Annotated in this window: 24 protein-coding genes and 1 pseudogene; 14 read left to right on the top strand and 11 right to left on the bottom strand. The window is 62.6% G+C overall.

Features of this window, described 5'->3' with window-relative positions:
- Positions 1-9: 9 nt before the first annotated feature.
- Positions 10-291, top strand: a complete 282-nt coding sequence (locus tag OU993_RS21325) for a GNAT family N-acetyltransferase (protein WP_268160868.1) — start codon at positions 10-12, stop codon at positions 289-291.
- Between the two features lie 93 nt (positions 292-384).
- Here OU993_RS21325 and OU993_RS21320 read toward each other — a convergent pair whose 3' ends face one another.
- Complete coding sequence (locus OU993_RS21320; RefSeq protein WP_268160866.1) at positions 385-735, bottom strand: flagellar export protein FliJ; 351 nt, start codon at positions 733-735, stop codon at positions 385-387.
- Between the two features lie 438 nt (positions 736-1,173).
- Between OU993_RS21320 and ctrA the strand changes: the two genes are divergently transcribed.
- Positions 1,174-1,875 (top strand): response regulator transcription factor CtrA, encoded by a 702-nt coding sequence (ctrA, locus tag OU993_RS21315; RefSeq protein WP_268160864.1) that lies wholly within the window; start codon positions 1,174-1,176, stop codon positions 1,873-1,875.
- 176 nt (positions 1,876-2,051) lie between these two features.
- Here ctrA and OU993_RS21310 read toward each other — a convergent pair whose 3' ends face one another.
- Positions 2,052-2,414, bottom strand: coding sequence for a response regulator (locus OU993_RS21310; RefSeq protein WP_268160862.1), 363 nt, complete (start codon positions 2,412-2,414; stop codon positions 2,052-2,054).
- 110 nt (positions 2,415-2,524) lie between these two features.
- On the bottom strand, positions 2,525-3,172 hold the full coding sequence (gene chpT, locus OU993_RS21305; RefSeq protein WP_268160860.1) for a histidine phosphotransferase ChpT: 648 nt from the start codon (positions 3,170-3,172) through the stop codon (positions 2,525-2,527).
- A gap of 196 nt (positions 3,173-3,368) precedes the next feature.
- Here chpT and OU993_RS21300 point away from each other — a divergent pair, with 196 nt between their 5' ends.
- Together OU993_RS21300 and OU993_RS21295 are read left to right on the top strand one after the other, a co-directional pair.
- Positions 3,369-3,962, top strand: a complete 594-nt coding sequence (locus tag OU993_RS21300; protein WP_268160858.1) for a DUF1134 domain-containing protein — start codon at positions 3,369-3,371, stop codon at positions 3,960-3,962.
- A gap of 97 nt (positions 3,963-4,059) precedes the next feature.
- A complete protein-coding gene (locus OU993_RS21295; protein WP_268160857.1) occupies positions 4,060-5,307 on the top strand; it encodes a hypothetical protein in 1,248 nt (415 codons plus the stop codon).
- A gap of 24 nt (positions 5,308-5,331) precedes the next feature.
- Here the strand turns inward: OU993_RS21295 and OU993_RS21290 are convergent, their stop codons facing one another.
- Together OU993_RS21290 and OU993_RS21285 are read right to left on the bottom strand one after the other, a co-directional pair.
- On the bottom strand, positions 5,332-6,168 hold the full coding sequence (locus OU993_RS21290; protein WP_268160856.1) for a TrmH family RNA methyltransferase: 837 nt from the start codon (positions 6,166-6,168) through the stop codon (positions 5,332-5,334).
- A 2-nt stretch (positions 6,169-6,170) separates the two neighbouring features.
- Entirely contained in the window at positions 6,171-6,554 is a 384-nt protein-coding gene (locus OU993_RS21285; protein WP_268160853.1) for a hypothetical protein, read from the bottom strand.
- Positions 6,555-6,594: 40 nt separating this feature from the next.
- Between OU993_RS21285 and OU993_RS21280 the strand changes: the two genes are divergently transcribed.
- From OU993_RS21280 to rpoH, 4 genes are all read left to right on the top strand, one after another.
- A complete protein-coding gene (locus OU993_RS21280) occupies positions 6,595-7,623 on the top strand; it encodes an RluA family pseudouridine synthase (RefSeq protein WP_268160851.1) in 1,029 nt (342 codons plus the stop codon).
- A gap of 65 nt (positions 7,624-7,688) precedes the next feature.
- On the top strand, positions 7,689-7,964 hold the full coding sequence (locus tag OU993_RS21275; RefSeq protein WP_268160849.1) for a BrnT family toxin: 276 nt from the start codon (positions 7,689-7,691) through the stop codon (positions 7,962-7,964).
- The gene (locus tag OU993_RS21270; RefSeq protein WP_268160847.1) at positions 7,933-8,211 is read left to right on the top strand and encodes a helix-turn-helix domain-containing protein; all 279 of its coding nucleotides are present in this window, start codon (positions 7,933-7,935) and stop codon (positions 8,209-8,211) included. The genes OU993_RS21275 and OU993_RS21270 overlap by 32 nt, the downstream gene beginning before the upstream one ends.
- Before the next feature lie 255 nt (positions 8,212-8,466).
- Entirely contained in the window at positions 8,467-9,369 is a 903-nt protein-coding gene (gene rpoH, locus OU993_RS21265) for an RNA polymerase sigma factor RpoH (RefSeq protein ID WP_268160845.1), read from the top strand.
- Between the two features lie 89 nt (positions 9,370-9,458).
- Here rpoH and OU993_RS21260 read toward each other — a convergent pair whose 3' ends face one another.
- The 5 genes and pseudogenes from OU993_RS21260 to OU993_RS21240 all read right to left on the bottom strand — a co-directional run bounded on the left by OU993_RS21260 (position 9,459) and on the right by OU993_RS21240 (position 15,282).
- Positions 9,459-10,253 (bottom strand): hypothetical protein, encoded by a 795-nt coding sequence (locus OU993_RS21260; RefSeq protein WP_268160843.1) that lies wholly within the window; start codon positions 10,251-10,253, stop codon positions 9,459-9,461.
- On the bottom strand, positions 10,250-11,185 hold the full coding sequence (locus OU993_RS21255; protein ID WP_268160841.1) for an ABC transporter ATP-binding protein: 936 nt from the start codon (positions 11,183-11,185) through the stop codon (positions 10,250-10,252). The genes OU993_RS21260 and OU993_RS21255 overlap by 4 nt, the downstream gene beginning before the upstream one ends.
- 163 nt (positions 11,186-11,348) lie before the next feature.
- Positions 11,349-13,148, bottom strand: coding sequence for a hypothetical protein (locus OU993_RS21250; RefSeq protein WP_268160839.1), 1,800 nt, complete (start codon positions 13,146-13,148; stop codon positions 11,349-11,351).
- A gap of 556 nt (positions 13,149-13,704) precedes the next feature.
- A pseudogene (locus tag OU993_RS28955) lies at positions 13,705-13,923 on the bottom strand (hypothetical protein); the annotation flags it as partial.
- A gap of 60 nt (positions 13,924-13,983) precedes the next feature.
- Positions 13,984-15,282 carry an adenylosuccinate synthase gene (locus tag OU993_RS21240; protein WP_268160835.1) on the bottom strand — a complete coding sequence of 433 codons (1,299 nt, stop codon included), beginning with the start codon at positions 15,280-15,282 and terminating at the stop codon, positions 13,984-13,986.
- A 200-nt stretch (positions 15,283-15,482) separates the two neighbouring features.
- Here OU993_RS21240 and OU993_RS21235 point away from each other — a divergent pair, with 200 nt between their 5' ends.
- Both OU993_RS21235 and OU993_RS21230 read left to right on the top strand, forming a co-directional pair.
- Positions 15,483-16,370: a DMT family transporter gene (locus OU993_RS21235; protein ID WP_268160833.1), complete on the top strand. Its 888-nt coding sequence runs from the start codon at positions 15,483-15,485 to the stop codon at positions 16,368-16,370.
- 121 nt (positions 16,371-16,491) lie between these two features.
- Positions 16,492-17,289: a creatininase family protein gene (locus OU993_RS21230; RefSeq protein WP_268160832.1), complete on the top strand. Its 798-nt coding sequence runs from the start codon at positions 16,492-16,494 to the stop codon at positions 17,287-17,289.
- A 296-nt stretch (positions 17,290-17,585) separates the two neighbouring features.
- Here the strand turns inward: OU993_RS21230 and OU993_RS21225 are convergent, their stop codons facing one another.
- Positions 17,586-18,551: a LysR family transcriptional regulator gene (locus OU993_RS21225; RefSeq protein ID WP_268160830.1), complete on the bottom strand. Its 966-nt coding sequence runs from the start codon at positions 18,549-18,551 to the stop codon at positions 17,586-17,588.
- A 195-nt stretch (positions 18,552-18,746) separates the two neighbouring features.
- Here OU993_RS21225 and OU993_RS21220 point away from each other — a divergent pair, with 195 nt between their 5' ends.
- The 4 genes from OU993_RS21220 (at position 18,747) to OU993_RS21205 (ending at position 23,007) form a co-directional block, all read left to right on the top strand.
- The gene (locus tag OU993_RS21220; protein WP_268160828.1) at positions 18,747-19,751 is read left to right on the top strand and encodes an ABC transporter substrate-binding protein; all 1,005 of its coding nucleotides are present in this window, start codon (positions 18,747-18,749) and stop codon (positions 19,749-19,751) included.
- 357 nt (positions 19,752-20,108) lie between these two features.
- Complete coding sequence (locus tag OU993_RS21215) at positions 20,109-20,885, top strand: ABC transporter ATP-binding protein (RefSeq protein WP_268161269.1); 777 nt, start codon at positions 20,109-20,111, stop codon at positions 20,883-20,885.
- The gene (locus OU993_RS21210) at positions 20,885-21,700 is read left to right on the top strand and encodes an ABC transporter permease (protein WP_268160826.1); all 816 of its coding nucleotides are present in this window, start codon (positions 20,885-20,887) and stop codon (positions 21,698-21,700) included. Before OU993_RS21215 ends, OU993_RS21210 begins: the two co-directional genes overlap by 1 nt.
- Positions 21,700-23,007 carry a cytosine deaminase gene (locus tag OU993_RS21205; protein ID WP_268160824.1) on the top strand — a complete coding sequence of 436 codons (1,308 nt, stop codon included), beginning with the start codon at positions 21,700-21,702 and terminating at the stop codon, positions 23,005-23,007. The genes OU993_RS21210 and OU993_RS21205 overlap by 1 nt, the downstream gene beginning before the upstream one ends.
- Positions 23,008-23,012: the final 5 nt, after the last annotated feature.

Raw genomic sequence — 23,012 nt, 5'->3', positions numbered from 1 at the left:
AGGACGACGATGCAGATCATGCAGGAAGAAGGCAAGTCCGGCGGTCGCTACCGGGCCGAACTGGCGGGTCACTTCGGGGAGATGACCTATTCACGCGCCAGTCCGTCGCTGATCATCATCGATCATACGCAGGTGGACGATGCGCTGCGTGGCAAGGGCGTCGGCCAGGCACTTGCCGAACACGCGGTTCTGGAAGCGAGAAGCGGCGGCTGGAAGATCATTCCGCTCTGCCCCTTCTTTAAGGCCCAGCTGCAACGCCATCCCGAATGGCACGATATCATCCAGGGCTGACGGGCCGGTCATGACGCATGCGAGATAGCGCGGATGCAAAATATGCATCCGCGCCAGGGATTGTTCGGGTCTCGCATCTGACGGTGGCGTATCTCAGGCGCGGGCGCGCATGCCGCCGTCGCGTTCTTCGAGAGCTGTTGCCTTGGCAAGTTCGGCCTGGGCTTCTTCAAGCGCCAGTTCGGCACCGTCCTGCTGCACCCGCAATTCCCGGATCGAGACTTGCAGGTTGTCCGCCCGCTGACGTGCGGCCTTGGCAAAGGTTGGATAGGCGAAGTGATTCGGATCGGTGATGCCCGATTTTTTCTCTTCCAGCGAAATCTGGTGCTCCAGTTCTTTCGCCATACGTTCAAACTCCGCCATCATCAGCTGTAACTGCTGCAATTGGCGGCGCTTTTCATTCACCTGAAATTCTTTCAGGCGCACAAGGCTGTCACGCGTCTTCATACGCAATACTCCCGTGGATAGCGAGACCCCGGCTTCTACACTGTTAACCCTGAGTCCGAACTGCCACAGTTCGGATGAAAAAATTGCTGCGGCGTTAAGGAATTTGGCGTCCGCGGTAACCTTTCATTTACGGGCATCGTTAATGATAGGGACGATCGTTTAAGGGTCCGTAAATGCCATGGCCGATTTCGGCCTTCGACAATGATGAGTCGATTGAATCACTTAAGGCCAAATGCTCACAAAGTGATTCAGGTATGGCGCTGGCAGATTCACAAGAGAAATCAGGCGAATACCGAGTTTGTTTAACGAATTCCTGTGCCTTGCCAAAGGGAGTCAGAGTTTGTTAACCAATTGGTGTCAGCTTCCAAATCAGGCAACGTCTGGATCCGTTTCGCGTTAGGGGGCATTCACACCTTCGCGGCGGTAAAGGGGAAAATTATGCGGGTTCTACTCATCGAAGATGACAGCGCGACTGCCCAGAGCATCGAGCTGATGCTCAAATCCGAGAGCTTCAATGTCTATACGACGGATCTCGGGGAAGAAGGCGTCGACCTCGGCAAGCTGTACGACTACGACATCATTCTGCTCGACCTCAACCTGCCGGACATGTCCGGTTACGAAGTCCTGCGCACGCTGCGTCTGTCGAAGGTCAAGACGCCGATCCTGATCCTGTCCGGCATGGCCGGCATCGAGGACAAGGTTCGTGGCCTCGGTTTCGGCGCCGACGACTACATGACCAAGCCGTTCCACAAGGACGAGCTTGTCGCACGCATCCACGCCATCGTCCGCCGTTCGAAGGGCCATGCCCAGTCGATCATCGTGACCGGCGAACTGGTGGTCAACCTGGATGCCAAGACCGTCGAAGTGGGTGGCCAGCGCGTCCACCTGACGGGCAAGGAATACCAGATGCTCGAGCTGCTTTCGCTGCGCAAGGGCACGACGCTGACCAAGGAAATGTTCCTCAACCACCTCTATGGCGGCATGGACGAGCCGGAACTGAAGATCATCGACGTCTTCATCTGCAAGCTGCGCAAGAAGCTTGCCAACGCCGCCGGCGGCGCCAACTACATCGAAACCGTCTGGGGCCGCGGTTATGTGCTGCGCGAGCCGGACGGCAACGAATACGCCGAAACCGCCTGATCTCTCCACTTTGCCGCAAACCCCGCGACACGTTACGCGCCCGGATCATCATCCGGGCGTTTTGCGTTGAGGCCTTTAGAGCATCCGGAGATCGCCCTCCCCCCTTGAACACGAAAACCCCTCCGCTGCATCCAGGCGAAGGGGTCATAATGTCGTGGGTTGTTGCGGCTTGTGCCTTACGCCGCAGCCGGTATGTTGGCGAACACGGAAGTGAGGATCTTGCGGTCGAACGGCTTCAGCAGGAAGTCGTCGGCGCCGGCGCGTTTGCCAGCCATCATTTTCTTGAGATCGGCTTCGATGACGCAATAATAGATGCGCACCTTGTCGCCCTCCGGCAGGGCACGCACGGAAGACATCAACTCCAGCGCGCCCTCCAGATTGGCGTCGACGATCAGGACGTTCGGCAGTTCGGCCTGGCAACGCATCATCGCCTCACGATCGCTGGAAGCTTCCGCGACCAGGAAACCGAGTTCCGACAGGATGCGCTTGGCAACCGTACGGACGATGTCGGATGTATCTGCAATCATCAGGCGTCGCATGAGAACCTCCACCAGCCGCGGGCACAAACCCGCCGAGCCCGGATGACCGACCCGGGCTGCAAGTCTCGAAGCTTAGCCGGCGACAGCTAATGAAGCGTTACCGGAAGGGATCAGACGATCGAGGTTTCCGCGATGAAGGCGATACGGTCTTCGGAGACCACATGCTTCAGTTCCATGCCGCACTCATCGGCCAACAGCACGGTGTAATAGGGCTGGATCGAATGGGCATCGATCGCCTCCTCCAGCGTGCCGCTGCTGACTTCGACATATTTTTGCGGCAGGCGCAGCATGCGACCCTTGGTGGTGATCGTGAACTTCGCGTCGGTTTCCGGGTTTTCCAGGAGCACGTCCAGCGAACCGCCGCGCGGGATGGAGCTGTAGGCGACCATGAACAGGTTGAGCAGCAGCTTCACCTTGTTCTTCGGAATGATGGCGCGCGGGCCGCTCCAGGTGACTTCCGTCTTCTTTTCGGCGGCGGCGAAGTCCTTGGCGGCCTTTTCCGCTTCGCCGGTATCGATGGAGGCGCCGACCGAACCGGAGGCACCGAAGGCAAGACGGGCGAACTTGAGACGCACCGAGGCGTTGAGCGCGGACGTGCGGATGAGGTCGAGCGCATCGGCATCCGTTCCGCCTTCGTCGAGCAGCTCGAGGCCGTTATTGATGGCGCCGACCGGCGAAATGACATCATGGCACACCCGGCTGCACAGGAGCGCCGCCAGATCGGGACCGCTGAGGGTGAGATTCGGGTTCTTCGGCATGGGCTTGTTCCTGATATGAGGCTCGTTGGCGTGAAATTTTCACGAAAAACTTGTGCGGGTGTGACGGGCGGCAGTGCCGGGCCGCGATTGCCGCCATAATGACACCATTTTTGGTAAACCGGTTGTTAACAGGATCATCGCAAGATGCTGCAGCCGCAACGCTCGGCATTGTAATGGACAAAAAATGGAGAGGCCAATGCGCTTCGACAGAGTTTTCGGCTCCACAAGGCTGTTTGCCGTTTTGCTCGTTTCCGCGTTTTTCGCGCTTCCGGTCATCGGTGCCAAGGCACAGCAGGCCCAGAACAGCTCGCAATACAGCGTGCAGGAAATCGTCGATGCCGGCCATGGCTTTTTCGGCTCCACCACGGGCGGCCTGGCGAAAGTGGTGGAGAAGGCCTTCCAGCAATACGGGCTGCCGAACGGTTACATCCTCGGCCAGGAGGGTTCCGGTGCCTTCATCGCGGGTCTGACCTATGGCGAAGGCGAACTCTACACGAAGAATGCCGGCAATCATCCGGCCTTCTGGCAGGGTCCCTCGCTCGGTCTCGATTACGGCGGCCAGGGCGCCCGCACCATGATGCTGGTCTACGGTCTGCCGGACATCCAGAGCCTTTATTCGCGCTTCGGCGGCGTCAGCGGTTCGGCCTTCGTCGTCGCCGGCGTCGGTATGACGGCGCTGAAAAACGAACATGTGATCGTCGTGCCGATCCGCACCGGCATTGGCGCCCGCCTGGGCGTGAATGTCGGTTACCTGAAGTTTACCCAGGCGCCGACCTGGAACCCCTTCTGACGGACCAAATGCCGGGCCTTCGTACCATCGGCGCTATTGCCGCCGCGGAAGCGATGTTTTAGCTCTATCGACAACACCAATCTTTGATGGATGTCCCGTGATCGAGTTCGCGCTTCTGTTCGGCCTGGGTTTTCTCAGCGCAACTCTGATCGTCATGGTGATTGCGCCCGCCGTTCACCGGCGGGTGGTGCGATACACGGAAAACCGCCTGAAGGCGACGATGCCGATCAGCCCGGCGGAAGTCCGCGCGCAAAGAGACATGGCACGCGCCGTCTACGCCGCAGAAAATGCCCGCACCAAACAGGACCTGATCGAGGAGCGCGACCGGGCGATCGAGTTGCAGGTCCGCTTCGACAAGCTGGCGGCCGAGACCACCGAATTGCACGCCGCCAATCACGAGATGCGGATGCAGGTCGACGCGATGAGCACGGAGGCGGCCGATCTGAGATCGCGGCTGCGTCGCGAGGAAGGTTTCATCCTGCAATTGAAGCAGTCGCTGGCCCTGATCGAGAACACGCTGGAGGCCAAGAACGAGGAAACGGATGCGCTGCAGAAGCGTATCAGCCGTATCCTCGCAGACCTCGACGACCTGAAAATCTCGCTCGCAGCACGAGACACCGAGCTTGAAAACACCCGCATCCGGGCGGAAAACCTGCGCGAGGAGCGACAGACGTTGCGCACCGAAGTCAAGCTTCTGACCGCACGGGCCAAGGAAGCCGAGACGCAGTTGCAGGAGGAAAAGCGGCGGCTCGCTCGGCTGGACGAGAAACTGGCCCGCGAAGTGGCGACCAGGACCGACCTTGCGACACGGCTCGAGCGCCGCGAAGAAGAGCTTGCCCGCGCGCGCGGCCGTGAAAAAGCAGTAACGGGCGTCCTTTGGCAGCCGGTGACCGGCAACTATCCACTGAAACCCGTCAATGGCGCAAACCCGTCAGAACTGATGTCGTTCCGGGATGCGTCAAGCGATCAATCGGATGATCGGACAGATGATCAGCCCGCCTTCGAGAACGGCGCCGCGCATCCGGCAGACCAAAAAGAGCATGTGACCCCGATGATCGATCTGACGCGTTTTGCCGACGATATCCGCAATCGCAGCACCGCGCTTGCCGCGCAACTGCCGAAATCGAAGAGCAAGAAGGCGCAGGATGCGCTCCGGCGCGAACTCGCCAGCATCGCTGCCGACATGGTTGCCTTGACGGCGGCGCGCGAGGGCGAAACCTCCCCGATCCCGGCCCTGCTTGCCAAAGAACAAGACGAACAGCGCCAGACAGACCGAGAGAGCCTCGCCACGCGAGCCCGCAGGACCTATGAGACGCTCGTTCCGCCGACCGACGGTCAGGGGTAATCCCGTGGCGTTGATCGCCGTGAGCTAGATCAGCCGTTGCAGGCGGGCGATCTCGTAAAGCGCGATCCCGGTTGCGGTCGCCGCATTCAGGCTGTCGAGGCCCGGCCGCTGCGGAATGCGGGCCGACCGGAAGCGGGCGAGTACATCTGCCGGCAGCCCTTCGCCTTCCGTGCCGGTGACGAGCGCGATGCCGCGGCCGGGCGCAATGTCGCGCAGATCCGTTTCCCCGCGCGGCGAAAGGCCCCAGATCGCAAAGCCGGCTTGATCGACCGTCTGCAGCAGGTCGAGCGCGTGGCCGCCGCGGGCATAGGGCACCGACAGCACCGCGCCGACCGAAACTCTCAGCGCCTTGCGGTAGAGCGGATCGCAGCAGATATCGTCCATCAGCACGGCGGATGCGCCGAAGGCGGCGGCATTGCGGAAGATCGAGCCCAGATTGTCGTGATTGGAAATGCCGCAGGCGACCACCACCAGCGCCGGATCGGGTGCGGTGGCCAGAAGATCCTGCACATCGGGCAAGACAAGACGCCGCCCGAGCGCCAGAACCCCGCGATGCAGATGGAAACCGGCAATCGCATCCAGCACGGCGCCGGAGGCGACATAGACCGGAACCTCTGCCGGAAAGGCCTGCAGCAAGGCGTCGAGCCCTGCCACCCGGTTTTCCAGAAGCAGGATCTTCTCCGCCCGAAAGGCGCCGCCCGCCGCATGGGCCGCCGCCAGCATGCGCAGCACCACGGTTCCCTCGGCGATGAAACCGCCGGCCCGCCCGACGAGATCCTTCTCCTTGATGTCGCGGAACTCGGCAATGCGCGGATCGCCGGCATCCTCGATGCGGATCATTTCTCGGGCGGGAAGGCTCATGATCAGTGTTCGGCCACCGTCACGTCGGCAATGATGCGCCCGACGGAGAGATCGTAGATCATCGCCTTGCGGGTGCCGGCAAGTGTGCCGTAGAACAGGATCTGGCTGCCGGAAGAAGACACCGATTGGATGACGAAACCGGCCGGCAGGGTCGCGGTGGCAGACAGGGGCTGGTCGGCGGGAACGGCAAATCCGCTTGCTGCCACCGGTTTTGTCGCCTCGCCGGTGTTCGACGCCTTGTAGACAACGGCCACCAAGACCGCCATAAGGCTGACAAACATGATGCCGGCCGAAACGATCTGCAGGCGCACCATCTTGCGGCGGACCTTTTCCATCACCGGATCGAGCGGCTCTTCCTCCAGGTGCTCCGGTTCGTGATTGGCCATGGTGCTGGGCGTCCTTGCTGAGATTGATCTGGAAAACGAAATGAACGACCCCTTTAACGAAGCTTCCCGCCCGAGGAAAGTCCTGACCGCCGGCGAAGACGCCGAAGGCCGGCTGGATTCCTGGCTTGCCGCCGAACTGGACGGCGAATTTTCCAGAAGCCGCATCAAGGCGCTGATCGAACAGGGCGCGGTTTCCCTCAACGGAACGCCGTGCACGGAAGCGAAAAAGAAGATCCGCGCCGGCGATCTGATCGAGATCGGCCTGCCCGAACCGGAAGATCCGGAACCGAAGGGCGAGGACATTCCGCTCGACGTGCTCTACGAGGACGCCGACCTGATCGTGATCGCCAAACCCGCCGGGCTGGTCGTGCATCCGGGCGCCGGCAACTGGACCGGCACGCTGGTCAACGCGCTGATCCACCATTGCGGCGACAGCCTCTCCGGCATCGGCGGCGTCAAACGCCCCGGCATCGTGCACCGGCTGGACAAGGAAACCAGCGGCGTGATGGTGGTGGCGAAAAACGATGCCGCCCACCGGCATCTGGCCGCCCAGTTTGCCGATCACGGACGCACCGGCGATCTGGAACGCGCCTATATCGCGCTCGTCTGGGGCCGCCCACAGCAATTGCGCGGCACGATCGACGCACCGCTCGGCCGCTCCAGCGCCGACCGCACCAAGCGCAGCGTCAAGCGCGAGGAGGCGATGGATGCCCGCGAGGCGGTGACCCATTACGAGGTGGTGGAGCGTTTTCTGGAGCAGGAGGATGCCACCTGCCTTGCCTCTCTGGTCGAATGCCGGCTGGAGACGGGCCGCACCCACCAGATCCGCGTGCACATGGCCCATATCGGCCACCCGCTGATCGGCGACCCGGAATATGGCGCCGCTTTCAAGACCAAGGCCAACCGCCTGCCGGAGGCGGCAAAGGCGGTGGTCAACCGCTTCCACCGCCAGGCGCTGCACGCCTATCTGCTGGCCTTCGAACATCCCCGCACCGGCGAGGTGATGGAATTCGAGGCGCCGGTTCCGGCGGACCTGGAGGAGCTGCTGGAGGCGATGCGGGACGGGTGAGGCTGGCTGCGCCACGGACCGGTGGGCATTTACAGCACTACGGAAATCCCGTATATTCACCATCCATGTGCGAGAACCGGTTTGATCCTGACAAGGATGCTGCGAACAGGGTGCGACACAGTGTTTCGCTCGCTGTCGGTGACGTGATCTTTGAGGATCCGAACCATATCATATTGCCGTCCATTCGGGAGGCGGACCGAGAAAATCGGTTCAAGGTCGTCGGCGCAATCGGTCAGAAGCTCTTCACCGGTGTGTTCGTTTGGCGCAACGATTTGCCGCGTTTCATATCCGTCAGAAGGAGCAACAAAGGTGAAGAACGAGCCTATCATTCTACCGGCTGATCCCTCCGATCCGGAAGATTTCGACGTGACGGCAGAGGGCCTCGAACGCGCACAGCGTGCGCGTCTGATCCGCCGGACGCGGACCGGGCTCGGTCTCTCCCAGGTCGAATTTGCCGATCGTTTCAAGGTTCCGGTTGGCACCTTGCGGGACTGGGAGCAGGCCCGGACCACGGCACCGGATTTCGCCATGGCGTATGTGCGCGTGATCGGCCAGTTTCCAGAGATGGTCGCCAAGGCGGTTGCGTGAGGTAGGCGAAAACCCGCAACGCCTCGTCCGTCTCCATCGAATGATCCAAGACGCGCAAAACCCGTAATGTCATAACAAGGACGTGAGCGCGCGCCAGTGCTTGAATCACCCTTCTGCCGCACTTATCTGTTACGTGGATCGGTGCGGGGTCGAGGGAATGACCCGCGCTGACAAGGCTCGCCGACTGGTTCAGTCACCGGTTCAGACCAGGGGACAACGCAAGGGAGCCGCACAAGGATCAGAAGGGGGTGCTTTATGGCCCGCAATACTCTACCGTCGATTACCTCCGGCGAAGCCGGACTGAACCGTTATCTCGATGAAATCCGCAAGTTCCCGATGCTGGAGCCGCAGCAGGAATATATGCTCGCCAAGCGTTATGCGGAACATGGGGATCGTGACGCCGCCCATCAGCTGGTGACCAGCCATCTGCGCCTCGTGGCGAAGATCGCCATGGGCTATCGCGGTTACGGCCTGCCGATCGGTGAGGTCGTCTCCGAAGGCAATGTCGGCCTGATGCAGGCGGTGAAGAAATTCGACCCGGAACGTGGCTTCCGCCTGGCGACCTATGCCATGTGGTGGATCAAGGCCTCGATCCAGGAATATATCCTGCGCTCCTGGTCGCTGGTGAAGATGGGCACGACCGCCAACCAGAAGCGGCTGTTCTTTAACCTGCGCCGCCTGAAGGGCAAGATCCAGGCGATCGATGAAGGTGACCTGAAACCCGACCAGGTGAAGGAGATCGCCACAAAGCTCAACGTCTCCGAAGAGGAGGTGGTCTCGATGAACCGCCGCCTCACCGGCGACGCCTCGCTGAACGCGCCGATCCGCGCCACCGAAGGCGAATCCGGCCAATGGCAGGATTGGCTAGTGGATGAGCACGACAGCCAGGAAGAGGTGCTGATCGAGCAGGACGAGCTGGAAACCCGCCGCCGCATGCTGGAAAAGGCACTCGGCGTGCTGAACGAACGCGAACGCCGCATCTTCGAAGCCCGCCGTCTCTCGGATGATCCGGTCACGCTGGAGGAGCTGTCTGCCGAGTTCGATATCAGCCGCGAACGTGTCCGCCAGATCGAGGTCCGCGCCTTTGAAAAGGTGCAGGAGGCCGTGCAGAAGGAAGCACTGGCCCAGGCGAAGGCCCTGCGGGTCGTCGACGCATAAGTCGCGCGCAGGAACTGCATCAAACACGAGGCCGCCCGTCTGATGATCGGGCGGCTTTTGTTTTTGGAAGACGCAGCGCGTGAAAAAACCTATTCCGTCGCCAGTTGCTGGCGTGCAAACCAGATCGACCCGAGCGTCAACAGACCCACGAGCCAGGCGAGGAGAACCAGCAGTCCTTCCAGACCGGCCGCGGAACCACCGGCCGAAAAAAGCCAGTCCCGCACAGACTGTGCCGCATAACTCGGCAGCGGCAGGCCGTCGGCGTCCCGCCCCAGATAAAGCTGCAGGATGGAGGCGCCGATCGCCAGCAGAAAGGCCGGAAGGACCGCGGCAACCAGCGAACGGCAGATGATGACGATCGTCGCCACCAGGGCTGCGAGCACCGAAAGCTCCAGCAGCGCAGCGGCGAAGGCCGCGACCACAAGCGGCACCGAACCCAGATCGATCCTGAGCCCGGCAAGTCCCTGGCCGTTCACCAGGGCAAGCGCGAGGTTGAGTCCCATGTCACCAAGCACCGCCACGACAAGGCCGGCCGACAGGCAGACAAGGCAGACCAGGAACTTTGCCGCCAAAAGCTCGCTGCGCGCAGAGCGCGGCACGATCAGGCGCCAGGTCGAATAGCGATATTCGAGGAAGAATATCGAAGCGACGCCGAGTGCGTAGAACAGGTGGCCGAGCGAATTGCCGGACACCGAAAGCGCCCTTGCCGCAGACAGGAAGAGATCGACGCTGCCCTCCGTCGAACGCCCCGTCCGCACCAGTACGAGCCCCTGCAGGATAAGCTTGAACAGGATTGCCAGCATCGGCACGGCAAAGAAGCCGAAAAACAGAACACCCGGCTGGCGGGCAAGCTTCAGCATCTCGGCGGAAAACAGCGCCCTCATGCTCTGTCCTCGCGTGTTTGCGACAGGAATACCGATTCGAGGTCCGGCTTGACCCATTTCGCTTCGTGAATGCCGATCCCTGCGCCAACCAGAGAGCGGATGAGATGCGGCACCCGATCACGATCGATCCGCAGATAGATCCCGTCATCGCCGGGTTCTGCAAGGCCACGCAGCTCGGCCAGCGCCCGCTCCGGTGTATCGACCCTCAGGAAGAACCGGCCCTCCCGATCGAGAAGCTCGGTCACCGCCCCTTCCGCCGCAAGCCGTCCGTGGCTGAGGATGGCGACCCGGTCACAGACCCGCTCCACCTCGTCCAGAAGATGGCTGGACAAAAGCACCGTCAGCCCGTCGCGATGGGCAAGCTCGCGCATCAGCGATCGCATTTCCAGAATGCCGTCGGGATCGAGACCATTGGTCGGTTCGTCGAGCACGATCATCTCCGGCTGGCCGACGAGTGCGCAGCCGATGCCGAGCCGCTGTTTCATGCCGAGGGAAAAACCGGAGACGCTCTTGTCGGCGGCCATGGCAAGACCGATCCGCGCCAGCACGGGCTCGACGAGCGCCATGGTGCCGGACGCACGCGCCAGCATGTCGAGATGATCGCGGGCCGTCAGGAAGGGATAAAAGGCCGGTGCCTCGATCAGCATGCCGAGCCGGCGGCGCGCGGCCGGCCCCGCTGGCGCGCCAAGAATGCGAATGGAGCCGCGATCGGGCCGCACAAGCCCGGCAATGATGCGCAAAAGCGTGCTCTTGCCGGCGCCGTTCGGGCCGAGAAGGCCGTAGATGGCGCCACGCGGAACCGCAAGGCTGAGATCGTCGAGCGCCAGGACGCGGGATGGGCCCGTGCCGTAGCGTTTGTGAACGGCTACGATATCGAGAGCGGGTCCGGCCTCGCGTGCTGCGGTCTGCGCGCCGTCTGATCGTCCACGCATGGCCACGCCCCTTACCTGCACCGATTTGCCCGCACCGATTTTGGCGCAGTGTTCCACAGCAACCGCGGCATTTCTGTGTTCGCGGCGGTGGAAGGTTCCGATACGAAAAGATCCGCCGAAAGTCCTTTCGGCGGATCTCGAAACATCACGTAGACTGGCGGGATCACTGCCCCTGCTGCGGCGCCAGAGACTGCCAGCCGCTGATCGCCTCGTCGAAGGCCTTTGTTCCGGTTGGGCCCTTCTGCATGGTCAGAAGCGCGCGGCGACCGGTATTGTAGACCAGCGGCACATCCATCCAGTTGCGGGTGCGCAGCAGCTCGAGGTTGCGGGCCCGCGCATCCGGGAAGTCGTTCAGCGCCACCATATGGAAATCGGCGGTGATCTTCGCCGGCACCGCAATCAGCGGATCGCCGCGATCCTGCTCTGTCGACTTCATCGAAATGCGCGAGACGCTGTCGATCGCGCCGCCCTCGAAATCCTTCGGCAGCGAGAAGACGAATTCCACCAGATGGCTGGCCGGCAGCGACGGATCGGTATTGCGCTTGAAGGTGACGAGCGCCGTCAGGCCGCGACCCGGAATGTTGATACGTCCCTGCACGACCGGTTCCGGACGACCGTTTTCGCCGGCTTCGTTCTGCAGCGCCCAGGAGACGGTGCCTTCGATGGCGATCGGGGTCGACTGACCGACACGCTCTTCATACAGGAAGATCTTTTCGCCCGCGAGCGCCGGCGCCTCCGAAGGCGTGGTGGCGGGTGCCGCCGGCGCGGTTGCCTCCGGGGTCGCCTGGCTGGCGGGCTGGCCGGCCGCGGGGTCTGCCGGGGGAGCATTCAGCTGCGCCACCGACTGACCGCCGGCTGTCGCCTGCGGACCGCCCGATCCTTCGTCGACTTCCGTTCCATTCGCGAGAAGCCGCTGGGTGAACTTGGTCGGGCCTGCCGGTTCGTTCGGGGCAGCAGGCGTCGCAGCAGTCGGAGCCGTTCCGCCATTCGCGGCAGGCGTGGTCGCCGCCGCCGGCGTCGTCTGCGCGGTCTGTGTCGCGTTCGTTGCCGGCGTGGCGGTTCCGGAGGCCTCCGGACCCGCGCCATTGCCAACGAGCGAATTCAGTGCCGCACGGTTCATCCAGATCGCGTAACCGCCACCACCCAACAGGGCAAGGCCGAGGACGGCAAGCAGGATCACCGCGTAACTGCGTTTCGGCTTCGGTTTGATCCGGTAGGACTTGGCAACCGGCGCGGCCATCAGCGCTTCAAGTTCGGCGCTGTCGGAACGGCCATCGCGTCCGCCGGCGGCTGCACCCGTTGCCGCCGCATTGCGGTCATAACCGATCAGTTCTTCCAGATCGTTCCAGGGATCATCCGCGTCGTCGGCGGCAGGCGCGCTCTTCGCCGGTGCGGCCGTCGGCTGCAGGAACTCTGCCAGCGGGTCGTCGTCATAACCGCGCTCGTCGGATTTCGCCGGCGGTGCCGTCAGATCGGGCAGGTCGGAGACGGCCGGCATGCGGGCCTGTGCCGTCGCATGTTGCTCGTCATCAAAATGCGCGCTGAAAATGTCCTCGGGTTCGCCCTGAGCGGGTGCGGTCGGCGCCTGCGCGCCAAAATCGCCCGGCGCGGCCCAATCCCGTTCCGACGTGCCGTAGGGCTGTTTAGCCGCAGCCGGCTGACTGGCGCCAAACCGCGCATCCGTCTCGACCGTCGCCTCGGGAAGATACCAGTCGTTCGCATCGGTCGTATGAGCCGGCGCCTCGTCATAGGCGCTGGACGTCACGCTCGGAGCGGTCGACGGCGCATCCGGCCATTCGTTGCGGATCTGCGAGACGGCAGCCCTCGGCTGGTCGAAATCCGCCAGGAGATCAGCAGCGGGTTCTACGACCGGTGCTGCGGCAAACGGCGTGTCCTCGGCTGGCTGCGGTTCGTGGGCCGCCTCGTCGATATGCTCGTGGTAGGACGGCCGGTCGTAGACCACCTCCCGATTGTCGTGCAGGCTGGGTTCGAACGCGGATTCGGGTTCTTCCGGACGCCACACATCATCAACGGGTGCAGGCCGTGGGTTCGGTAACGGGCTCTTCGTACTGCTCGGCCGCAGCCTCATAGGCCGGTTCGGCCGAGGACCAGGCGTGCTGGGGTGCCGCTGCCGTGGCATGCTCGTCATCGGAAAACGGATCGGCTGGCGGCTGCGATTGTGCGGGAGAATAGGCCTCGGCGACCGGCTCGCTCTCGACCGGTTCGGCAGCGTAGGGTGTATCGAGGGCGTCGGTTGTGACGGGAACCTCGTCTGCCGCCGTATCCTCGGGATGATAGGGTTCCGGAGCGTAAGGCTCGGTTGCGGCAACCTCTTCTGCCTCAGGCTCGTCGCTGTGCGCCGGGTGGCCGTCATACGTCTCGGCGTAGGGCTGGGCCGGTTCTGCAGGCTGTTCGGCAGGCGGATGCTCTTCGGATGGCTGCGGAGCGGCGTCTTCCTCGACGACCGGCTCCGGCGCGGCATAAACCGGTACCGGCGGCACGGGTGCGGCAGGTTCCGGGGGCAGAGCCTCCGCATGCTCTGCCTCCACGGCGGCAATGGCCGCGTCCAGCTTTTCCAACTGGCGACGCAGCATCTCGTCCGAAGGGCGCGGCTTCATGTTCTCCAGCTGCCGCTGAACGGCGCTGCGAGCCTTCTCATAAACCCGGACACGCATCTCGGGAGTATTGTTCGCCAGACCATCGACGGCCCGGCGAATAACCGCTACAAAATCAGCCATTGATACTTTCTCTTGATCACCGGCATTGGCGCCGAGTGAAAAGGTAGATAGCGCCGGACTTTAGTCTTCAAACGGGTCCGTCACAAGTATTGTGTCGTCCCGCTCCGGACTGGTGGAGAGAAGCGCCACCGGCGCACCGATGAGTTCCTCCACCTGGCGCACATATTTGATTGCCTGAGCCGGCAGATCCGCCCATTTGCGGGCGCCGACGGTGGATTCCTTCCAGCCTTCCAGCGTGATGTAGATTGGCTCCACACGCGCCTGTGCCGCCTGGGCTGCCGGCAGGTAGTCGATTTCCTGTCCGTCCAGCTTGTAGCCGACGCAGATCTTCAGTTCGTCGAGGCCATCCAGCACGTCGAGCTTGGTCAGCGCAATGCCGGTGATGCCGTTCGTGGCGACCGACTGGCGCACGAGCGCCGCGTCGAACCAGCCGCAGCGACGCTTACGCCCGGTAACTGTGCCAAATTCATGGCCGCGCTCGCCCAAAAACTGGCCGATCTCGTCCGTCAGTTCCGTCGGGAACGGACCTTCGCCCACACGCGTCGTATAGGCCTTGGTGATGCCTAGGATGTAACCGAGCGAACCCGGGCCCATGCCGGAACCGGCTGCCGCTTGACCGGCGACCGTGTTGGACGAGGTCACGAAGGGATAGGTCCCGTGGTCGATGTCGAGCAGCGAACCCTGCGCGCCCTCAAACAGGATGCGCGAACCCTTGCGGCGTTCCTTGTCGAGAAGCCGCCAGACCGAATCCATGAAAGGCAGCACACGATCGGCGATCGAGGTGAGTTCCTCCATGATCGTCTTGTGCTCCACCTCCGGCGCGCCAAAACCGCGGCGCAGCGCATTGTGGTGGGTGAGGATCCGCTCGACCTTGCCTTCAAGCGCCTCGAGGTCCGCCAGATCCATCACGCGGATGGCGCGACGCCCGACCTTGTCCTCATAGGCGGGGCCAATGCCGCGGCGCGTGGTGCCGATCTTCGTGCCGCTGTTGGAGGCGGCATCCTCGCGCATGCCGTCAAGCTCGCGGTGCAGCGACAGAATCAGCGTGGCGTTTTCGGCGATCCGCAGATTTTCCGGCGTCACCTCGACACCCTGATCCTTCAGGCGGCCCATTTCGGCGATCAGCGCATGCGGGTCGACGACCACGCCATTGCCGATCACGGCCATCTTGCCGGGACGCACAACACCCGACGGCAGCAGCGAAAGCTTGTAGCTGACACCGTCGATCACCAGCGTATGACCGGCATTGTGACCGCCCTGGAAGCGCACGACGATGTCGGCGCGCTCAGAGAGCCAGTCGACAATCTTGCCCTTGCCCTCGTCACCCCACTGCGAACCGATTACCACGACATTCGTCATTTCGAAGCTTTCCTGCTGTACCTGCGGGCCCCAGACTCCCGCTCAAACCGGCGCATCTATACTGTGTCATTTTCGGGAAAGCGACACGTTTGTGACCTTTCCGGCTGTTTTTGCGTGACAGATTGCAAATGGAAGGGCTATTTCCCCTGCCAAAGAAGATCGGGAAGGCACGCACCGCCCGTTCATCCGGGAGGATCCCCTTGCATTTGAGAGCCTATTTTTTCCTCATCCTCGCGACGTTGAGCTGGGGCGGCAATGCCGTCGTCGGCAAACTGGCCATCGGCCACGTCAGCCCGATGATGCTGACCATGTGGCGCTGGATCTTTGCCTGTTCCATCATTCTTGCGATTTCCATTCCGCAGTTGAAGAAGGACTGGCCGGTGGTGAAACACCATCTGCCGCTGATGGCCTTTCTTGGCGCCGTCGGCTACACGCTGTTCAACGTGCTGCTCTATTCCGCCGTGCATTACACCACCGCGATCAACGTCACGATCGAACAGGCCGGCATTCCCTTCCTGATCTTCCTCGCCAATTTCCTGCTGTTTCGCATCCGCATCTCGCTCGCCCAGGTGCTGGGTTTTTCGCTGACGCTGATCGGCGTGGCGTTGACCGCCTCGCACGGAGATCTCGCGACGCTGCTGTCGCTCAGCGTCAATTTCGGCGACGGGCTGATGCTGATCGCGGTTGTCGCCTATGCCGCCTATACGATTGCGCTGCGCTGGCGCCCGCCGGTTGACTGGCGCACGATGATGGCGATCCCGGCGCTCGTCGCGCTCCTGTGCACCCTGCCGCTGGTGGCCTGGGAGTGGAGCCGCGGGACGATGATCTGGCCGGATGCCCCCGGCTGGGCGGCGGCGCTTTATACCGGCCTCTTCGCCTCACTGATCGCGCAGATCTCCTATATCCAAGGCATCGACCATATCGGCGCCAACCGGGCCGGCCTGTTCATCAACCTCGTTCCGGTGTTCGGCACGCTTCTTTCCGTCCTCATCATCGGCGAGGAACTCTACACGTTCCATATCGTGGCCCTGGTGCTGGCGCTTGGCGGCATTGCGATTGCCGAACGGTGGAAGCCGCAGGACGGTTGAACTGCGGGCGGTCGTCACAAGCGATCGCAAAAAGAGAGCAAGCCGCGCGGAATTTGGCGCTTTTCGGCCCCGCCATCATCTCCTAACCAAGAGGGATTGCCGTCAGGGAGACAAAAGCGCCATGGCCAAGCCGTTTTACTGGAACGAACTGAACACGCTCGATTTCGCGAGCCTTTCCGCAGACCGGACCATTGCCATCCTGCCGCTGGCCTCCACCGAGCAGCACGGCCCGCATTTGCCGATCGCAACCGATGTGGCGATCGCCAACGGCATGCTGGCCGAGCTGAAGCGCCAGCGCCCGGAGGATCTCGACATCCTGGTGCTGCCCACGCAGGAGATCGGCAAGGCGAACGAACACATCTACGGTCCCGGCACCCTCTCCTATTCCGCCGAACTTCTGATCCCGATGTGGACGGCGATCGGCGGCAAGGTGGCGGAAGCCGGCGTGAAAAAGCTGGTGATGGTCAATTCGCACGGCGGCAATCTCGACATCATGAACATCGTGGCGCGCGAGATGCGGGTGCGTTTCGGCATGGCGGTGGTGGCCACGCAATGGGGCCGCTTCGGCCATCCGGACGGCATGGTGAGCGCCCATGAACAGGCCTTCGGCATTCACGGCGGCGAGGTGGAAACCTCGCTGATGCTGTATTTCCGCCCCGACCTGGTGCGGATGGACAAGGCGGAAAACTTTGCCTCGCGCGCCGAATGGATGAAGGAGAACTCGCGTTTCCTGCAGCCGCTCCCGCCCCATTCGCTCGCCTGGATCGCCCACGACCTCAACCCCAACGGCGTCGTCGGCAATGCGGCAGCCGGCACGGCGGACAAGGGCGAAGCCATCTGCCGCCACCAGGTGGCGGGCTTCATCGAGCTGCTGCGCGATCTGGAAAATTATCCGCTGAGCGCGCTGTATTCGCGATGACTGATTTTTCCGAAGCGATCAACGTCTGAGCAAGCCGCTCCCCCTCCGCCGTTGCTTTGGGCCGAAAGGTTGCCGCGATTATTCTTCTCCCCGCTCGGTGGGGAGACGGTGGCCGGCAGGCCGGATGAGGGGCAAGCCACACGCTTTTGCGCCGCCAAAGCCCCTCACCCCACCCCTCTCCCCGCAGGCGGGGAGAGGGGGCAGTGTCGTGAATACCGCACCAACCCCATCTTCATCAGCGGACTGTACCTCGCGGGAGGGGCCTTTACCCCGCAGATGCAGTAGGTCGCGCACTCTCAATCCCGTTGTGAAAAACCAGCCGCGTTCTGCTTCGGCACATGCCCCTTGGCCTCCAGTTCCCCCACCAGCACCGTCAGCTCGCCCAGCAGGAATTCGACGAACAGGCTCGCCGCCGTGTCAAGCGTGGCGCGCGACCGGGCAAAGATCTTCAGCGGCTGCTGGCGGCGGTGCGGTTCGGCGAGAGGCCGGAAGACCAGTTCGCCGCGGCGGCAGTCGCCGATCACGTCGAGCGGATTGAGGAAGGTGAGCCCCGTGCCGCGCTTGACGAGATGGCGCAGCGTTTCCGGCCCGCCGCTTTCGACGACCGGCTCCACCGGCGCAGGAAGCGGTGCAAGGATGAGGTTGATCATGCTGCGCAGGCTCATGCCGGACTGGGCGAGGACCAGCGGTTCCTGCACCACCTTGGCAAGCTCCAGCGGCCCTTCCTCCTTCGCCAGCCGATGATCCGGCGGCAAAACGACGCCGATCGGGATATCGAAACTCGCCAGCGTGCGAAGCCCGGCGGTGGCCGGAATGTTGAAGCCGATGCCGAGATCCACTTCGCCGGACAGCACCGGATTGGCGGTGGTCGTCGCCCCGTCGATCGCCAGCTGCAGGCGCATGCGCGGATGCTGCTCGACGAAACGGGCGACGATTTCCGGCAGCGGACCAGCCGCAAGACCAACGGTCGAGACCATCGACACGCGCCCGCCTTGCGGCAGTTTCAGGCCCCGGACCCGGGTTTCCAGCTTGTCATATGCCTTCAGCACCTCGCGGATATGTTCGATGCACAGTTCTCCCGCCGCTGTCAGCCGCAGCCCGCGCGGCAGGCGTTCGAAGATCGGCACACCAAGCTCTTCCTCGAGCGCCAGGATCTGCCGGTTGATGGCGGAAGAGGCAACGTTCAGCCGCTGCGCCGCCTTGCGAATGGAGCCGGCGCGGGCAATTTCGTCGATGTAATGCAGTTTTCGCGAATGGAGCATCACAGGCCCGTTGCTTTAAATTTCACCACGACGCACAATTTGTGCATCCGACCGTCAAGCGATGCCAATAAGGCATCGTTCCGAGCGAATTTTGGCGCTTTTCAAAGGTCAAAAGCAATGGCTGAAATGGGAAAAAATGAAAGCCTGAAAAGAGGCTGTCTCCGGAGAACAAGGGAACGTCGGATGAACACGCACATGACAATCAAGGCATCGCTTGCCGCTCTCGCAATCGGCTTCGGCCTCGCCGCTTCGGGTGAGGCTTTCGCCCTCGACGAGGTCTCCTACGGCACGAACTGGCTCGCCCAGGCTGAACACGGCGGTTTCTACCAGGCCGTGGCCGACGGCACCTATGAGAAATACGGGCTGAAGGTCACGATCATCCAAGGCGGCCCGAACGCCGCCAACCGCGCGCTGCTGATCGCCGGCAAGGTGGATTTCTACATGGGCGGCCCGCTTGGCGACATGGATGCGGTGAAGGAAGGCATTCCGATGATCTCGGTTGCCTCGATCTTCCAGAAGGACCCGCAGGTTCTGCTCGCCCATCCGGATGCGGGCGTCGAGAAATTCGAGGATCTCGCCAAGCTCGACACCATCTTCATGGGCAAGGACGGTTATGTCACCTATTTCGAGTGGATGAAGAAGAACTTCAAGGGTTTCAAGGAGGAGCAGTACAAGCCCTACACCTTCAACCCGGCGCCCTTCATCGCCGACAAGAAGTCCGCCCAGCAGGGTTACCTGACCTCGGAACCCTATGAGATCGAAAAACAGGCCGGCTGGGCGCCGAAGGTCTTCCTGCTCGCCGATGCGGGTTACAACCCCTATTCCACGATGATCACCACCACGCAGGGCATGATCGACAAGAAGCCGGACGTGGTGCAGCGTTTCGTCGATGCCTCGATCGAGGGCTGGTACAATTACATCTACGGCGACAACAAGAAGGCCAACGACCTGATCAAGAAGGACAATCCGGAAATGACGGATGGTCAGATCGCCTATTCCATCGCCAAGATGAAGGAATACGGCATCCTGGAATCCGGCGAGGCTCTGACCAAGGGCATCGGCTGCATGACGGACGAACGCTACAAGAAGTTCTTCGACGAGATGGTGCAGATCGGCGTGGAGCCGAAGGACCTCGACTACAAGAAGGCCTACACCACCAAGTTCGTCTGCAAGGGCGTCGGCATGGCGCTGAAGAAGTAAGCCAGTCAGGAACCGTCACCCCCCTCTGTCCTGCCGGACATCTCCCCCTCAAGGGGGGAGATCGGCAGGAAGCAAGCTCTTCGCCTCCTCACTGTCGCCGGCGCTCTGAGCGAGAAGGGCGTGTTCATGGAGGCCATTCTCGCCATGGCGACGTGTGTGGGGAGCGGGACGGGTGCCACATATCGATCTCCCCCCTTGAGGGGGAGATGTCCGGCAGGACAGAGGGGGGTACGACCCCCGCTTTGTCTTCCGCAAGAATACCGAAGGCCAGCCCTTTGATCGCGTGACGGAATGACAGATTTGCAATCGCTCGAGCAACACCCCCCCTCCCCATCCCCCAAGCGCCCGCTGGTGGTGATGTCCAACGTGTCGAAGAGTTTCTCCAGCGGCACGCTCGCGCTGTCGGACATGTCCTTGACGGTGGAAAGTGGCGAGTTCGTCAGCCTGCTCGGTCCCTCCGGCTGCGGCAAGTCGACGGCGCTGCGGATCATCTCGGGCCTTGGCGACGTCACCTCCGGCACCATTGACTGGCCCGCCTCGCGCATCAATGCCAAGGGGCTTCCGGAAGGGGATATCTCGTTTGTCTTCCAGGAACCGACGCTGATGCCCTGGCAGACGGTGTTCGGCAATGTCTACCTGCCGCTTCGCCTGCGCGGCATTTCCAAGACGGCGGCGCGCCAGGACATCATGGCCTGTCTGGAAACCGTGGGGCTCAAGGATTTCGCCGATGCCTATCCGCGCGAACTGTCGGGCGGCATGAAGATGCGTGTCTCGATCGCCCGCGCACTGGTAACGAAACCGAAGCTGCTTTTGATGGACGAGCCCTTCGCGGCACTCGACGAGATCACCCGCCAGAAACTGAATGACGACGTTTTGCGCCTGTGGCGGGAGACGGGCATCACCGTCATCTTCGTCACCCATTCGGTGTTCGAGAGTGCCTATCTCTCCAACCGCATCGTGGTGATGAAGGCACGGCCGGGCCGCGTACATGCGGATTTCCCGCTCGCCACCAGCCTGGAGCGCGGCCCGCTCTACCGGACCTCGGAAGAGTATCGCGCCACCTGCGAAAAGGTCTCGCAATCGCTGCTGGAGGCCATCGGCTTCCCGCTGGCCGACGGACTGGAGATGCATTGATGTCGCCCGAACAATCGCTCGTCGCGCGCCACCGCGAAACCATGCTGCGGATCCTGATCCCGATCAGCGTCGTGATCGCCCTCATCCTGCTCTGGCAGGTTCTCGTGACGGCGACCGGCGTGCCGCAATATATCCTGCCCGGCCCGGGCGCCGTTGCCGGTGCGCTGGTCAAGGACTGGGGCACGCTCTCGCCTGCGCTCTGGGTCACCACCAAGATCACCATGGCAGCCCTTGGCCTGGCACTCATCGGCGGTGTCGGCATCGCCATCTTCCTCGTCCAGTCGAAATGGATCGAGACGGCCTTTTATCCGATCGCCGTCATTCTGCAGGTGACACCGATCGTGGCGATTGCGCCGCTGATCCTGATCTATGCGCCGACGACCCAGGTGGCACTGCTCATCTGCGCCTTCCTCGTCGCCTTTTTCCCAATCCTCTCGAACATGGTGCAGGGCCTGAAAAGCGTCGATCATAACCTGTTGAACCTGTTCGATCTCTATGGCGCCTCGCGGTTCCAGACCCTGCTCTATCTGAAGCTGCCCGCCTCGCTTCCCTATTTCATGACCGGCCTCAAGATCGGCGGTGGCCTCTCCCTGATTGCCGCCGTCGTGGCGGAATTTGCCGCCGGGTCCGCGGGTGCCGGATCCGGCCTCGCCTTCCGCCTGCTCGAAGCCCAGTACCGCCTCAACATCCCGCGCCTGTTTGCCGCCCTCATCCTGCTCTCGGTGCTGGGCGTGGTGATCTTCGGCATAACCTCCTTCATCGCCTGGCTCAGCCTGCATCGCTGGCACGAAAGCAGCCTCCGGAGAGAAAACTGATGTCCTTTGCCGAACTTCCCAACGCACCGCATTTCGTGCTGGCCAATGCCACGCTGCCGGCCATCACGGTGGAAGGGTTTTCAGCCCCGGCGAAAGAGGGTCTGGTCGCCGCCGATCTGGTGATCGCCAATGGCAGGATCGACGCCATCCTCACCCCCGGCACCGCACCGGCCGCTTTGCCCCGCACCGATCTGCGCGACGGCATGGTCTGGCCCTGTTTCGTCGACATGCACACCCATCTCGACAAGGGCCATATCTGGGAGCGCCGCCGCAATCCGGACGGCACGTTCATGGGGGCTCTGGAAAACGTCAGTGCTGATCGCACGGCCAACTGGTCGGCAGACGATGTGCGTGCCCGCATGGAATTTTCGCTGAAGACGGCTTATGCGCATGGCACCAAGCTGATCCGCACCCATCTGGATAGCATTCCGCCGCAGCACCGCATTTCCTTCGAGGTGTTTTCCGAAATCCGCGAGGAGTGGAAGGACAAGGTCGCGCTGCAGGCCGTGGCATTGCTGCCGCTCGAATCCGTACTCGACCCGGCCGTCTTCGGCGATATCGTCGCGGTGACGAAACGCCATGGCGGGTTGCTCGGTGGTGCGACCCGCATCCTGCCCGATTTCGAAAAGATCCTCGAGACGCTGTTTCGGGCAGCCAGCGACAACGGGCTCGACATCGATCTGCATGTGGACGAGACCGAGGACAAACAGGTTCTCACCCTGAAGACGATTGCCGAGATCAAGCTGAAGACCGGCTTTGAGGGCGCGGTCACCGTCGGCCATTGCTGCTCGCTGGCAAGGCAGGATGATGAACTCGCCAAGCGGACGATTGATCTTGTGGCGGAAGCCGGCCTGTCCGTCGTCTCACTGCCGATGTGCAACATGTATCTGCAGGATCGCCATGCAGGCCGCACACCACGCTGGCGCGGCGTGACGCTGTTCCATGAACTGGCGGCCGCCGGCGTGAAGACCGCCGTCTCCTCGGATAATACCCGCGACCCCTTCTACGCCTATGGGGATCTCGACGGCGTGGAAGTCTTGCGCGAGGCCGTGCGCATTCTGCATCTCGACCATCCGCTGGATGAGGCCGCGCGCGTCGTCACCACGACGCCCGCCGACATTCTCGGCCGGCCGGACATCGGCCGCATCGCGGCGGGAGCCCCCGCCGATCTGGTGCTTTTCAGCGCAAGGCGCTGGAGCGAATTCCTTTCCCGTCCGCAGGCGGACCGCATCGTGATGCGGAATGGCATGGGCATCGACCGCCGCCTGCCGGATTACCGTGACCTTGACCCGATCCTGATGAAGTGAGCGCC

It is taken from the genome of Rhizobium sp. SL86, assembly GCF_026672545.1.
Lineage (GTDB): Bacteria > Pseudomonadota > Alphaproteobacteria > Rhizobiales > Rhizobiaceae > Neorhizobium.
Note: the sequence above shows the minus strand (reverse complement) of the source record. Positions and strands in the feature narration are given on the sequence as shown.